This window comes from Nocardia sp. NPDC057353 (assembly GCF_042667085.1).
Lineage (GTDB): Bacteria > Actinomycetota > Actinomycetes > Mycobacteriales > Mycobacteriaceae > Nocardia.
In genome coordinates this window covers 106,704-120,312 of record NZ_JBHVAK010000012.1, presented here as the reverse complement: position 1 = coordinate 120,312, position 13,609 = coordinate 106,704, and the positions used below count along the sequence as shown (strand labels likewise).

10 protein-coding genes are annotated in these 13,609 nt (G+C 73.4%); 9 read left to right on the top strand and 1 reads right to left on the bottom strand.

Translation table 11 applies throughout. From position 1 onward, the window contains the following. Positions 1-65: 65 nt before the first annotated feature. The 3 genes from ACFUUZ_RS09120 to ACFUUZ_RS09110 all read left to right on the top strand — a co-directional run bounded on the left by ACFUUZ_RS09120 (position 66) and on the right by ACFUUZ_RS09110 (position 4,683). The gene (locus ACFUUZ_RS09120; RefSeq protein WP_378694131.1) at positions 66-2,741 is read left to right on the top strand and encodes a valine--tRNA ligase; all 2,676 of its coding nucleotides are present in this window, start codon (positions 66-68) and stop codon (positions 2,739-2,741) included. Next, positions 2,738-4,201, top strand: coding sequence for a bifunctional folylpolyglutamate synthase/dihydrofolate synthase (locus ACFUUZ_RS09115; protein ID WP_378694130.1), 1,464 nt, complete (start codon positions 2,738-2,740; stop codon positions 4,199-4,201). Before ACFUUZ_RS09120 ends, ACFUUZ_RS09115 begins: the two co-directional genes overlap by 4 nt. Positions 4,202-4,314: 113 nt before the next feature. Further along, a complete protein-coding gene (locus ACFUUZ_RS09110) occupies positions 4,315-4,683 on the top strand; it encodes a DUF4233 domain-containing protein (protein ID WP_378694128.1) in 369 nt (122 codons plus the stop codon). On the opposite strand, the gene ACFUUZ_RS09105 is transcribed toward ACFUUZ_RS09110, so the two are convergent. Continuing rightward, positions 4,672-5,136, bottom strand: a complete 465-nt coding sequence (locus tag ACFUUZ_RS09105) for a hypothetical protein (RefSeq protein WP_378694127.1) — start codon at positions 5,134-5,136, stop codon at positions 4,672-4,674. The two genes, ACFUUZ_RS09110 and ACFUUZ_RS09105, sit on opposite strands and share 12 nt — an antisense overlap. A gap of 104 nt (positions 5,137-5,240) precedes the next feature. On the opposite strand from ACFUUZ_RS09105, the gene ndk reads away from it, so the two are divergent. The 6 genes from ndk to proB all read left to right on the top strand — a co-directional run bounded on the left by ndk (position 5,241) and on the right by proB (position 13,606). Beyond that, the gene (gene ndk / locus ACFUUZ_RS09100; RefSeq protein WP_357021076.1) at positions 5,241-5,657 is read left to right on the top strand and encodes a nucleoside-diphosphate kinase; all 417 of its coding nucleotides are present in this window, start codon (positions 5,241-5,243) and stop codon (positions 5,655-5,657) included. A gap of 520 nt (positions 5,658-6,177) precedes the next feature. Further along, complete coding sequence (locus ACFUUZ_RS09095) at positions 6,178-10,026, top strand: translation initiation factor IF-2 N-terminal domain-containing protein (protein WP_378694124.1); 3,849 nt, start codon at positions 6,178-6,180, stop codon at positions 10,024-10,026. 277 nt (positions 10,027-10,303) lie between these two features. Then, positions 10,304-10,615 carry a 50S ribosomal protein L21 gene (gene rplU, locus ACFUUZ_RS09090; protein ID WP_067654543.1) on the top strand — a complete coding sequence of 104 codons (312 nt, stop codon included), beginning with the start codon at positions 10,304-10,306 and terminating at the stop codon, positions 10,613-10,615. Between the two features lie 19 nt (positions 10,616-10,634). Next, on the top strand, positions 10,635-10,901 hold the full coding sequence (rpmA, locus tag ACFUUZ_RS09085; RefSeq protein WP_357021081.1) for a 50S ribosomal protein L27: 267 nt from the start codon (positions 10,635-10,637) through the stop codon (positions 10,899-10,901). Positions 10,902-11,018: 117 nt separating this feature from the next. Beyond that, entirely contained in the window at positions 11,019-12,473 is a 1,455-nt protein-coding gene (obgE, locus tag ACFUUZ_RS09080; RefSeq protein ID WP_378694122.1) for a GTPase ObgE, read from the top strand. Next, positions 12,473-13,606, top strand: coding sequence for a glutamate 5-kinase (gene proB / locus ACFUUZ_RS09075; protein WP_378694120.1), 1,134 nt, complete (start codon positions 12,473-12,475; stop codon positions 13,604-13,606). Before obgE ends, proB begins: the two co-directional genes overlap by 1 nt. Positions 13,607-13,609: the final 3 nt, after the last annotated feature.

Sequence of the window (13,609 nt, the reverse complement as noted above, 5' to 3'; positions counted from 1 at the left end):
GTGTCCCTCATCCACCGGACGCCCCGCCGATCTCTCCGTTCGGGTGGTGTCCGTAGAATCACGGCGTGACCAGCACAGCCCCCGACAGTTCGCGTAATCGTGCCGAAGAACTCCCCAAGAGCTGGAACCCCGGCGAGGTGGAGTCGCCGATGTACGAGCGCTGGGTAGCCGCTGGATACTTCGCCGCCGATCCGGCGAGCGGCAAGCCGCCGTACTCCATCGTCCTCCCGCCGCCCAATGTCACCGGCACCCTGCACATGGGCCACGCGCTCGACCACACCGTCATGGACACGCTCACCCGCCGCAAGCGCATGCAGGGCTACGAGGTGCTCTGGCTGCCCGGCATGGACCACGCGGGCATCGCCACCCAGTCGGTGGTGGAGAAGCAGCTCGCGGTGGACGGCAAGACCAAGGAGGACTTCGGCCGCGAGCTCTTCGTGCAGAAGGTCTGGGACTGGAAGCGCGAGTCCGGCGGCGCCATCCAGGGCCAGATGCGCGCGCTCGGCGACGGCGTCGACTGGAGCCGCGACCGGTTCACCATGGACGACGGCCTCTCCCGCGCGGTGCAGACCATCTTCAAGCGGCTCTACGACGCCGGGCTCATCTACCGCGCCGAGCGGCTGGTGAACTGGTCGCCCGCGCAGCGCACCGCCATCTCCGACATCGAGGTCAAGCACGAGGACGTGGCGGGCGAGCTGGTCTCGCTGCGCTACGGCTCGCTGGACGACGCCGAGCCGCACGTCGTGGTGGCCACCACCCGGGTGGAGACCATGCTCGGCGACACCGCCGTCGCGGTGCACCCGGAGGACCCCAGGTACAAGGCGATGGTCGGCACCACCATCGAGCACCCGATCACCGGGCGGCAGATCCCGATCGTGGCCGACGACTACGTGGACCCGGAGTTCGGCACCGGCGCGGTGAAGATCACCCCCGCGCACGACCCGAACGACTTCGAGCTCGGGCTCCGGCACGACCTGCCGATGCCGACGATCATGGACGAGGGCGGGCTGATCGCCGGGACCGGCACCGAGTTCGACGGCATGGACCGCTTCGAGGCCAGGGTCGCGGTGCGCGAGCGGCTGGCCCGCGAGGGCCGCGTGGTCGCGGAGAAGCGCCCCTACCTGCACAGCGTCGGGCACTCCGAGCGCAGCGGCGAGCCGATCGAGCCGCGGCTCTCCATGCAGTGGTGGGTCCGGGTGGAGACGCTGGCCAAGGCCGCGGGCGACGCCGTGCGCGACGGCGACGTGGTGATCCACCCGGCGAGCCAGGAGCCGCGCTGGTTCGAGTGGGTCGACAACATGCACGACTGGTGCATCTCGCGCCAGCTGTGGTGGGGCCACCGCATCCCGATCTGGTACGGCCCGGACGGCGAGGTGGCCTGCCTCGGCCCGGACGAGACCGCGCCCGACGGCTGGGAGCAGGACCCGGACGTCCTTGACACCTGGTTCTCCTCCGGGCTGTGGCCCTTCTCCACCATGGGCTGGCCGGAGCACACCGCCGAGCTGCGCCGCTTCTACCCGACCAGCGTGCTGGTGACCGGCTACGACATCATCTTCTTCTGGGTCGCCAGGATGATGATGTTCGGCACCTACGTCGCCGAGGACGCGGCGCTCACCGATGGCAAGCCCGCCGGGCAGAAGCAGGTGCCGTTCCGGGACGTGTTCCTGCACGGGCTGATTCGGGACGAGCACGGCCGCAAGATGTCGAAGTCCAAGGGCAACGGCATCGACCCGCTGGACTGGGTGCGCGACTACGGCGCCGACGCGCTGCGCTTCACCCTGGCCCGCGGCGCGCAGCCCGGCGGCGACCTCTCGGTCGGCCCCGCGCACGTGCTCGGCTCCCGCAGCTTCGTCACCAAGCTCTTCAACGCCACGAAGTTCGCGCTCATCAACGGGGCCCGCACCGGCGACCTGCCCGCCGACCGCACCGACGCCGACCAGTGGATCCTGGACCGGCTGGATTCGGTGATCGTCGAGGTGGACGCCGCCTTCGACAGCTACGAGTTCGGCAAGGCCTGCGAGGCGCTCTACCACTTCGCCTGGGACGAGCTCTGCGACTGGTACCTGGAGCTGGCCAAGGTGCAGTTCGCCGAGAGCGACTCCCGCGCCGAGAACACCAGGGTGGTGCTCGGCCACGTGCTCGACTCGGTGCTGCGGCTGCTGCACCCGGTCATCCCGTTCGTCACCGAGGAGCTGTGGCGCGCGCTGACCGGCGGCGAATCGGTGGTGATCGCGCCGTGGCCGCGCTCGACCGGGGTCGCGCCGGACCCGGAGGTGACCCGGCGGCTCACCGACGCGCAGCGGCTGATCACCGAGATCCGCCGGTTCCGCAGCGACCAGGGGCTCACCGACAAGCAGCGGGTGGCCGCGGTGCTGGACGGCCTCGACGCGGCCGGGCTGGCGGCGCACCGCGCGAGCATCACCACCCTGGCCCGGCTCACCGAGGCGGACGCGGACTTCGCCGCCACCGCCGAGGTCGAGGTCCGGCTCAGCACCACCACGGTGACGGTCCGGGTGGACACCTCAGGCACCGTCGACCTGGAGGCCGAGCGCCGCCGGCTCGAGAAGGACCTGGCCGCGGCGGAGAAGGAGCTCTCCGGCACCACCGCCAAGCTCGGCAACGAGGCCTTCCTGGCCAAGGCTCCCGAGCCGGTGGTGGACAAGATCCGGACCAGGCGCGATGTCGCCGCGGCCGAGGTGGAGCGGATCGGCGCCCGCCTCGCCGAGCTGGGCGCGCGGTGACCGGGCCGGACGGCAACCCCGACCCGGAGACCCGGCTCGGCGGCGGCGCCCGGCTCGGCACCGGCGCCTCGCCGGTGGAGCTGGCCGAGCTGGCGCTGGTCGAGGCCGAGCTGGACAAGCGCTGGCCGGAGACGAAGATCGAGCCGTCGCTGACCCGGATCTCCACGCTGATGGACCTGCTCGGCTCGCCGCAGCACGGCTACCCGGCGATCCACGTCGCGGGCACCAACGGCAAGACCTCGGTGACCAGGCTGATCGACGCGCTGCTCACCGCGCTGCACCGGCGCACCGGCCGGATCACCAGCCCGCACCTGCAGCTGGCCACCGAGCGGATCGCGATCGACAACGCGCCGATCAGCCCCGGCCGCTACGTCGAGCTGTACCGCGAGCTGCTGCCGTACCTGGAGCTGATCGATGCCCGCTCGCTGGCGGCGGGCGGGCCTGCCATGAGCAAGTTCGAGGTGCTCACCGGCATGGCCTACGCGGCTTTCGCCGAGGCGCCGGTGGACGTCGCCGTCGTCGAGACCGGCATGGGCGGCACCTGGGACGCCACCAACGTGGTGGACGGCCAGGTCGCGGTGATCACCCCGATCGGGCTCGACCATGTCGACTACCTGGGCCCCGACCTCACCTCGATCGCCGGGGAGAAGGCCGGGATCATCAAGAAGGCGCCGGAGAGCCTGATCCCGCGGGACACCGTCGCGATCATCGCCGAGCAGCAGCCGGAGGCCATGGAGGTGCTGCTGCGCCGCGCGGTCGAGGTGGACGCCGCGGTCGCGCGCGAGGGGTCGGAGTTCCGCATCCTGGGCAGGCGGATCGCGGTCGGCGGCCAGCAGCTGGAGCTGCAGGGGTTGGGCGGGGTCTACGACGACATCTTCCTGCCCCTGCACGGGGAGCACCAGGCGCACAACGCGGTGCTCGCGCTGGCCGCCGTCGAGGCGTTCTTCGGCGCTGGTGCGGACCGGCAGCTCGACATCGACGCGGTGCGCGCGGGCTTCGCCGCCGCGGCGAGCCCGGGCAGGCTGGAGCGCATGCGGAACGCGCCGACCATCTTCATCGACGCCGCGCACAACCCCGAGGGGGCGCGGGCGCTGGCCGCGACGCTGACCGCGGAGTTCGACTTCCGCAAGCTGGTCGGGGTGGTCGGCGTGCTCGGCGACAAGGACGTGCCAGGCATCCTGGAGGCGCTGGAGCCGGTCTTCGACGAGATCGTCGTCACGCACAACGGCTCGCCGCGCGCGCTCGACGTCGATGCACTCGCCGACCTCGCGGTGCAGCGCTTCGGCGACGAGCGCGTGGTCACCGCGCCCACCCTGCCGGACGCGCTGGAGACGGCGATCGCGCTGGCCGAGGAGGTCGGCGACGCGGGGGAGGCGGTGTCCGGGGCGGGGGTCGTGGTCACCGGCTCGGTGGTCACCGCGGGCGCCGCGCGTGCCCTGTTCGGAAAGGAGCCGGCGTGAGCGAGTCAGGCCCGGAGGCGGGAGCGGAGCGTAGCCACGGAGGGCCCTCGCGCACGCCGAATGAACACAGCGTGAGCGAGTCAGGCCCGGAGCGTCCCGAGGTTCCTGATCCCATGAAGGGGTTCAGGGGGGTGATGGCGGGCGCGCTGGTGCTCGAGGCCATCGTGGTGCTGCTGGCGCTGCCGGTGGTCGCCACGGTCGGCGGCGGGATCACCTGGGTCTCCGGGACCTACCTGGTCGGGCTCGGCGTGGTGATGTTCCTCGGCGCCGGGCTGCAGGGCCGCTCCTGGGCCATCCCGTTCAACCTGGCGCTGCAGGTGCTGGTGATCGCGGGCGCGCTGTTCCACCTGTCGATCGGCGTGATCGGGCTGATCTTCGCCATCGTCTGGGCCTTCCTGCTGGTCCTGCGGCACGACGTCAAGAAGCGCTACGACCAGGGGCTGCTGCCGAGCCAGCGGCTGCGCGGCCGCTCAGGCGGGTAGCACGGCGAGCAGGACGAGCCGGTTCCCGGTCTCCTCGAGGTAGGCGCGCGGCCACCAGTCGGAGGCGGTCTCGCCGGTGAGCGCGCGGTCCAGTGCGCGGCCGGTGCGGAACGGGCCCTCCGGCAGCAGCGGGCGCAGCGGGTCGCGCAGGTCGGGGTCCTCGCCGGTGAGCATGCCGAGGGCGCGGAGTTCACCGGCGCGGTCCGGCCGCAGCTCCACCACCGCTTCGATCCACACCGTGCTCGGGCCGGGCGCGGCGCCGCGCTCCGAATTGTTGTCCCAGCTGACCCACTCGGCCGCCACCGGCTCGCCGAGCCCGGGGAAGCGCTGGGTCAGCGGCTCCGGCTCGTGCCGCACCGGCAGGCTCTGCCCCGGCGTGGTCCGCTCGGCGCAGCCGGTGGCGAGCGCGAGCGCCACCGCCGCGAGCGCGACCAGCCGCATCACTGCCGTCATGACCCGCCGTCCTCCTCCTCCGGTACTCGCCGCACCCTAGCGGTGCGCGGGCGGTCGAGCGGCCGATGGGGTGCCCGGGCGGTTCGTGTCCTAGGCTCGGCGCCGTGACCGAACAGACGTTGGTACTGATCAAGCCCGACGGTGTGCGCCGCGGCCTCGTCGGCGAGGTGCTCGCCCGGATCGAGCGCAAGGGCCTGAAGATCGCGGCACTGGAGCTGAAGCACGTCTCCGCGGAGCTGGCGGGCAGCCACTACGCGGAGCACGCGGAGAAGCCGTTCTACGGCTCCCTGATCGAGTTCATCACCTCCGGCCCCGTGGTCGCCGCCGTGCTGGAGGGGCCGCGCGCCATCGCCGCGTTCCGGCAGCTCGCCGGTGGGACCGACCCGGTGGAGAAGGCGGTGCCGGGCAGCATCCGCGGCGACCTCGCGCTGGAGACCCAGGAGAACCTGGTGCACGGCTCCGACTCGCCCGAATCGGCCAAGCGCGAGATCGCGCTCTGGTTCCCGGAAACCCGGGGCTGAACGGCCAGGTAGCACCGCCGCGGCCGGGTGGGCGGCGCCTGCGCGCCGCGCCCCGGCCGCGCGCCCGAGCCCGACGCGAGCGCCGATGGCGAACACCCGGCGTCCGGTATGGGATACTGGCTGTGGCCGTGGACGACGCCGCCCGTTTCGCGCAGGTACGCGAACGGCGGTCGGCGCTCACAGCCGGATGACACCGCGGTTCGATGCCGATCATCGCTGCCACGGCCCCGCCCACGATCTGGTGCGGGCCTGCCCGGCACGCTGGATGAGCGCTCACGCCGCGGAGTTCAGCCGTACAGCCAGGCTCCGCGTGACCAGTTGGACCGACCGATGACAGACCAGGTGATGACCGGGCACGCGGGGCGAGACCACTGACCGCACGCCGACGAGGCGCGTGGATGGGACAACGCCCCCGCGCCGGCCGCGTCACTCCGTACCGGGAGGGACGCGCCCGGGGGCCCGAGGAGACTTCGTGGCCGAAAAAGAGCCGCTGGACACAACAAAACAGGATGCCGAAGAATTGCCGGAGCGAATCCGAGTTCACGCACTCGCCAAGCTGCTGGGGACGACGAGTAAGCGCATCCTGGCAAAACTCACCGAGCTGGGGTCCGAGGCGCGGAGTGCGCAGTCCAATGTGGACCGCGACGTCGCGCACTCGGTGCGCCAGGCGCTGGCCGAGCAGGAAGCCGAGGGTTCGCCGGGGGTTGCCCCCGCGGTAGCCGACCCGGCGCCCGCCGTCGCCGCGCCGCAGGACGAGGCGCCCGCCGCCTCGGGCGTGCAGGCAGCGGCAGCCGAGGACGGCTCCGCCGCGCAGAGCGGAACCAAGCCCTCTCGGCGCAGGCGCGCCACCCGTGCCGCCACCACCGAGACCGCCGCCGGTGAAGCCGGCGCGGGAACCACGACCGAGCAGCCCGGTGCGGGCGCGACCGCAGGGGAGTTCCGCGCGGGCACCTCGACCGGTGGGACCGGCGCGGGTGATGCCGCCGGTGGGTCCGGCGCGGGTGATGCCGCCGGTGGGTCCGGCGCGGGTGACTCCGCCGGTGGGTCCGGCGCGGGCGACTCCGCCGGGAACTCCGGCCGGGGACTGACCACCGCGGAGGCCGGCTCGGGCACCCCTGCCGGGAATGCCGCGGGGGGGCCCGCGCACGGGAGCCTTTTCACGCACCTGGAGACCCCGGGCGAGCCGGTCACCGCACCGGCCTACGACCCGGCCGCCGTCGCGGTCCCGCTCTTCCAGGCGCCGGACGCCGCCGCCGCGGAGCAGGAGCGCAGGCGCCGCCGCGAAGAGCGCGAGGCCGCCAAGCGCCGCCGCGAGGAGGAGCGCGCCCGCGAGGAGGCCGCGCAGCAGGCCCGCGCCGAGGACGACCGCAGGGCCGAGCAGCCCCGCGCCGAGCAGGCGCAGGACGACGCCGACGACGAGGACGACGACCGCGAGTCCGGCGAGCACGGCGACGACGACGGCCAGCCGCGCCGCAGGCGCCGTGGCCGCCGCGGTCGCGGGCGCGGCCGGGGTGAGCAGAACGCGGACGGCGACGACGACGAGCGCGCCGAGTCCGACGACGACCAGCGCGAGGACGAACCGGAAGACCGCGCCGACGAGCGCAGCGGCCGGGCCGAGGAGTCCAGGGGCCGTGGCGACGACGCCAAGGGCCGTGGCGACGAGGCCAAGTCCGAGGACGACGGCGACGATTCCGACGACGACGATGACGATGCCACCGTGCCCGAGGGTGCGAGCAGGCGCCGCCGCAGGCGCCGCAGGCGCAAGGTCGGCGGCGACTCCGGCGAGGCCGACGCCTCCGAGGACGACCCGCCGAACACCGTCGTGCACGAGCGCGAGCCGCGCGCCAAGAGCCGCAAGCCGGTCGACGAGGTGCAGGGCATCTCCGGCTCCACCCGGCTGGAGGCCAAGCGCCAGCGCAGGCGGGACGGCCGCGAGGCCGGGCGCCGCCGCCCGCCGATCCTTACCGAGTCCGAGTTCCTGGCCCGCCGCGAGGCGGTCGACCGGGTCATGGTCGTGCGCGAGAAGTCCTTCCCGGACCACCCGACCGCGACCCAGGTCGCGGTGCTCGAGGACGACATCCTGGTCGAGCACTTCGTGACCAGCACCGGCCAGGCCTCCATGGTCGGCAACGTGTACCTGGGCAAGGTGCAGAACGTGCTGCCGAGCATGGAGGCGGCCTTCGTCGACATCGGCCGCGGCCGCAACGGCGTGCTCTACGCGGGCGAGGTGAACTGGGAGGCCGCCGGGCTCGGCGGCCGCGAGCGCAAGATCGAACAGGCGCTGCGCCCCGGCGACCAGGTGCTGGTCCAGGTCTCCAAGGACCCGGTCGGGCACAAGGGCGCCCGGCTCACCACCCAGATCAGCCTGGCGGGCCGGTTCCTGGTGTACGTGCCGAGCGGCACCTCCGCCGGGATCAGCCGGAAGCTGCCCGACACCGAGCGCAAGCGGCTCAAGGAGATCCTGCGCGACATCGTCCCGGACGACGCGGGCGTCATCATCCGCACCGCCTCCGAGGGGGTGAGCGCGGCCGAGCTGGCCCGCGACGTGGAGCGGCTGCAGGCCACCTGGCGCACCATCGAGGAGCAGGCCAAGGGCGGCTCCGGCGTGCCCAAGACGCTCTACGAGGAGCCGGACCTGCTGGTCAAGGTGATCCGCGACCTCTTCAACGAGGACTTCTCCACCCTCGTCATCGAGGGCGACCGGGCCTGGAGCACGGTCGAGAACTACATCCGCACCGTCGCGCCGGACATGCTGTCCCGGGTGCACCGGCACGAGAACAGCGGCGTCGACGCCTTCCAGACGTACCGGATCGACGAGCAGCTGGCCAAGGCGCTGGACCGCAAGGTCTGGCTGCCCTCCGGCGGCACCCTGGTCATCGACCGCACCGAAGCGATGACCGTCGTCGACGTCAACACCGGCAAGTTCACCGGCGCGGGCGGCAGCAACCTGGAGGAGACGGTCACCAGGAACAACCTGGAGGCGGCCGAGGAGATCGTGCGGCAGATGCGGCTGCGCGACATCGGCGGCATGATCGTCGTCGACTTCATCGACATGGTGCTGGAGGCCAACCGCGATCTGGTGCTGCGCAGGCTCACCGAGGCGCTCGGCCGGGACCGCACCAGGCACCAGGTCTCCGAGGTCACCTCGCTCGGGCTGGTCCAGATGACCCGCAAGAAGCTGGGCACGGGGCTGGTCGAGGCCTTCTCCACCACCTGCGAGCACTGCCACGGCCGCGGCATCCTGGTACACAGCTACCCGGTCGAGACCGGGGGCGCGCCCGAGGAGAGCGGCGGAGGCCGCGGTGGTCGCGCCGAGAGCGGGTCGCGGCGCAGGCGGGGTCGGGACAAGGGCGCCGCCGCGCCCGCCGCGTCCGGGAACGGCGCCGCGCAGTCGGAGTCCGAGGAGGACACCGCCGCCCGGCGCGCGCACCCGGTGGCGCTGGCCATGGCCGCCGCGCACCAGGGTGACGAGGTGCTCGCCAGTGATGTGGCCGACGGGGCGGAGGACGCGGCGATCACGCCGTCCGGCCCGGATGTCGCCGTCGTGGTCGGTGCCGGGACCACCGGCCCCGAGGCGGGCGACGACGCCGAGCACGTGCCGACCGGTCGTGGCCGCAGGCGCAGCCGCCGTGCCTCCCGCGGGGCGGGTCGGGCCGGGGCCGAAGAGCGCACCGCCACCGAGCAGGTGGCCGGTGCGCAGGGCACGGATGCGCAGGGCGCCGGTGCGGCCGAGGCCGATCCGGCGACCCGTTCGGCCATCGAGCCGGGTGACGCGCCGTCCGCGACGGATATCGCCGCGACCGCGGAGGAGGTCGCCGCCGGTCAGGGTGCCGCCGACGCCGCGGTCGAGGACGCCGCCGGTCAGGGTGCCGCCAACGCCGCAGTCGAGGACGCCGCCGCTCGAGGTGCCGCCGACGCTGTGGTCGAGGACGCCGCCGCCGAGCAGCGGGCCGACGGCCCGATCGGGCAGGAGACCGCCGCTGCGAACGCCCAGACGGGGCAGCAGGCCGCCGGTCTGACGGAGGACACCGCACCGGAGCCCGCCGCGGCAGCGGGCGAGGCCGCCGACGCGGCCCGCTCGGCGATCGAGCCGGGCGACGCCCCGTCGCCCGAGGCGGTCGCCGCGACGGCGAGCGAGGTGAACGGCGCGGCCGCACCGGCACCGCGCCGCCGCCGGGTGGCCCGCTCCGCCGCCGCGCCGAGCGGGGACAGCACCGGTGCCGTCTTCGTGCTCTCCGGCACCACGACCACCCCCACCGAGCCCGCCCCCGCCGACCCGGTCGGCGAGGACGCGGTCCCGGTGCCGCGCAGCCGACCGCGTCGCCGCGCGGTCGGTCGCCCCGCGGGCCCGCCGGTCGACGGCGAGTAGACCCCGCGCGCCCCGGGGCCACCGGTGGTCCCGGGGCGATTGGGAGTCCGAGGATGCCCTCTGGTAACCTTGCCCAGTCGCTGTCCGGCGATGTACGCGCTGCTGTCAAGTCCTTTCGGACTTTCGCGCAGCGCCGCGACCGGGATCGTGCGGCAACCCGCTGAGCATCGCTCGCGCAGTACGGCTGCGCACGATCCGGGGCAGGACACCGAAGACAGTCGTGGCGCCGACGCGCCGCGAGAGAACGAAGACACAGTCGAGTGGAGGAAGCCGACCGATGGCAACGTACGCGATCGTCAAGACCGGCGGAAAGCAGTACAAGGTCGCGGTCGGTGACCTGGTGAAGGTCGAGAAGATCGAGGGCAAGGTCGGCACCGCGGTGCAGCTCGCCCCGGTCCTCGTCGTCGACGGCGCCGACCTGACCACCGACGCCGACAAGCTGGCGAAGGTCAATGTGGCCGCCGAGGTCGTCGAGCACACCAAGGGCCCGAAGATCCGCATCCACAAGTTCAAGAACAAGACCGGCTACCACAAGCGCCAGGGTCACCGTCAGCCGCTGACGGTCCTGAAGGTCACCGGCATCAAGTAATCGGCGAGGAGAAGCAGCCATGGCACACAAGAAGGGCGCGTCCAGCTCGCGCAACGGTCGTGACTCGGCCGCACAGCGCCTCGGCGTGAAGCGCTTCGGCGGGCAGGCCGTGAAGGCGGGCGAGATCCTGGTTCGCCAGCGCGGCACCCACTTCCACCCCGGCGTGAACGTCGGCCGCGGTGGCGACGACACCCTGTTCGCCCTGGAGGCGGGCGCGGTGGCGTTCGGCACCAAGCGGGGTCGCAAGACCGTGAACATCGTGGTCCCGGAGCCGGCCCAGGCCTGACGCCGCCGCCACTCCACGCACCAAGTCAGCGGGTCAGGGTGAGACACCCTGGCCCGCTTTCGCGTTTCCACATCGGGCCGGACGGGCCCGCGACCCCTGAAGGAGGATGATCAATCCATGTCCAAGTTCATCGATCGGGTCGTCGTGCACGTCCGCGCGGGCAACGGGGGGCACGGGTGCGCCTCGGTGCACCGCGAGAAGTTCAAGCCGCTCGGCGGCCCGGACGGCGGCAACGGCGGCAACGGCGGCGACGTCGTGCTCGAGGTGGACGCCAATGTGCACACCCTGCTCGACTTCCACTTCCACCCGCACGCCAAGGCGGGCAACGGCAAGCCGGGCGAGGGCAGCAACCGGGACGGCAAGCGCGGCGGGGAGCTGCTGCTCAAGGTGCCGGACGGCACCGTCGTGCTGGACGAGAAGGGCGAGGTCCTCGCCGACCTGGTCGGCGTCGGGCAGCGGTTCGTCGCGGCCCGCGGCGGCCGCGGCGGCCTCGGCAACGCTTCGCTCGCCTCGAAGGCCCGCAAGGCGCCCGGCTTCGCGCTGCTCGGCGAGGAGGGCGAGGAGAACGAGCTGGTCCTGGAGCTGAAGTCGGTGGCCGATGTCGGCCTGGTCGGCTTCCCATCGGCGGGCAAGTCCTCGCTGGTGTCGGTGCTCTCCGCGGCCAAGCCCAAGATCGCCGACTACCCGTTCACCACGCTGGTGCCGAACCTCGGCGTCGTGCTGGCGGGCGAGACCACCTTCACCGTCGCCGACGTGCCGGGGCTCATCCCCGGCGCCAGCACCGGCCGCGGCCTCGGCCTCGACTTCCTGCGGCACCTGGAGCGCTGCGCCGTGCTCGCGCACGTGGTCGACTGCGCCACCCTGGAACCCGGCCGCGACCCGGTCTCCGACGTGGACGCGCTGGAGGACGAGCTCGCCGCCTACCGCCCCGCGCTGGTGGGCGACATCGGCCTCGGCGACCTGGCCGACCGGCCGCGCGTGGTCATCCTGAACAAGGTGGACGTGCCGGACGCCGCCGAGCTGGCCGAGATGGTGCGGCCCGAGTTCGAGGCGCGCGGCTGGCCGGTCTTCGAGATCTCGGCGGTGAGCAGGGCTGGGCTGCGGCCGCTGACCTTCGCCCTCGCCGAGCTGGTGCGCGGCTACCGCGAGGCGCACCCGAAGGCGGAGCCGAAGCGGCCGGTGATCCGGCCGATCGCCATCGATGAGTCCGGCTTCACCGTCACCCGCGACCCGGACGAGCCGGGCGGCTTCGTGGTCCGCGGCGTCCGGCCGGAGCGCTGGGTACGGCAGACCCAGTTCGACAACGACGAGGCCGTCGGGTATCTCGCGGACCGGCTGGCCAGGCTCGGCGTCGAGGACCAGCTGGTCAAGCTCGGCGCCAAGCCCGGCGCCTCGGTGACCATCGGCCCGGTGACCTTCGACTGGGAGCCGCAGATCTCGGCGGGCGTCGACATGGTGCCCACCGGCCGCGGCACCGACGTCCGGCTGGAGAACAACGACCGGATCAGCGCGGCGGAGCGCAAGCACGCCTCCCGGGTCCGGCGCGGGTTGGTCGAGGACGGAGACGAGTAATGACGGGCGCTGACCTACGCTCCGGGATCGAGCTGAGCGAGGCCAGGCAGGCCATCGCGGGCGCCCGCCGCGTGGTGGTGAAGATCGGCTCCTCCGCGCTCACCAGCCTGGCGGGCGGGCTGGACACGGTCCGGCTGGATCGGCTCGCGGACGCCGTCGAGGCGCGCATGCGGGCCGGGTCGGACGTGGTGGTGGTCTCCTCCGGCGCCATCGGCGCGGGCATCGCGCCGCTCGGGTTGACCCAGCGGCCGCGGGATCTCGCGACCAAGCAGGCCGCGGCGAGCGTCGGGCAGCTGGCGCTCGCGCACGCCTGGGGGAACTCGTTCGCCCGGTACCGGCGCACGGTCGGGCAGGTGCTGCTCAGCGCCGACGACTTCGCCCGCAGGGAGCACCACCGCAACGCCCAGCGCACGCTGGACCGGCTGCGCTCGCTCGGCGCGGTCGCGGTGGTCAACGAGAACGACACGGTGGCCACCGAGGAGATCCGGTTCGGCGACAACGACCGGCTCGCCGCGCTGGTCGCGCACCTGGTCGGCGCGGACGCGCTGGTGCTGCTCTCCGACGTGCCCGGGCTCTACGACGGCGATCCGCGCAAGGGCGACGCCACGCTCATCCCCGAGGTGCGCAGCAGCGCCGACCTGGACGGGGTGATCGCCGGGACCGGCGGGGTGCTCGGCACCGGCGGGATGGCGTCCAAGCTCTCCGCGGCCAGGCTCGCGGCCGACGCCGGAATGCCGGTGCTGCTCGCCGCCGCGGCCGACGCGGCGGCGGCGCTCACCGCGGGCACCGTCGGCACCGCCTTCGCGGCGCGGCCGGTGCGGTTGTCGGCGCGCAAGTTCTGGGTCAGACACGCGGCCGACAGCCGGGGGGCGCTGCTGCTCGACGAGGGGGCGGTGCAGGCGGTGGCGCATCGGCGGCGCTCGCTGCTCGCCGCCGGGATCGTCGGGGTGCGCGGGCGGTTCTTCGGTGGGGACGTGGTCGATCTGGTCGCGCCCGACGAGCGGGTCGTCGCGCGCGGCATCGTCGAGTACGACAGCACCGAACTGACCGGCGTGCTCGGCCGCTCCACCGGTGAGCTTCCGGACACCATGCAGCGGCCGGTGATCCACGCCGACGACCTGGTCAGCGTGTAGCCG

What these genes read in the sequence shown, in the direction of transcription:
- ACFUUZ_RS09110 (WP_378694128.1), top strand. Translation starts at nt 4,315, where the DNA reads ATGAAGGGGTTCAGGGGGGTGATGGCGGGCGCGCTGGTGCTCGAGGCC.
- ACFUUZ_RS09105 (WP_378694127.1), bottom strand. Translation starts at nt 5,136, where the DNA reads ATGACGGCAGTGATGCGGCTGGTCGCGCTCGCGGCGGTGGCGCTCGCG.
- rplU (WP_067654543.1), top strand. Translation starts at nt 10,304, where the DNA reads ATGGCAACGTACGCGATCGTCAAGACCGGCGGAAAGCAGTACAAGGTC.
- rpmA (WP_357021081.1), top strand. Translation starts at nt 10,635, where the DNA reads ATGGCACACAAGAAGGGCGCGTCCAGCTCGCGCAACGGTCGTGACTCG.
- obgE (WP_378694122.1), top strand. Translation starts at nt 11,019, where the DNA reads ATGTCCAAGTTCATCGATCGGGTCGTCGTGCACGTCCGCGCGGGCAAC.
- proB (WP_378694120.1), top strand. Translation starts at nt 12,473, where the DNA reads ATGACGGGCGCTGACCTACGCTCCGGGATCGAGCTGAGCGAGGCCAGG.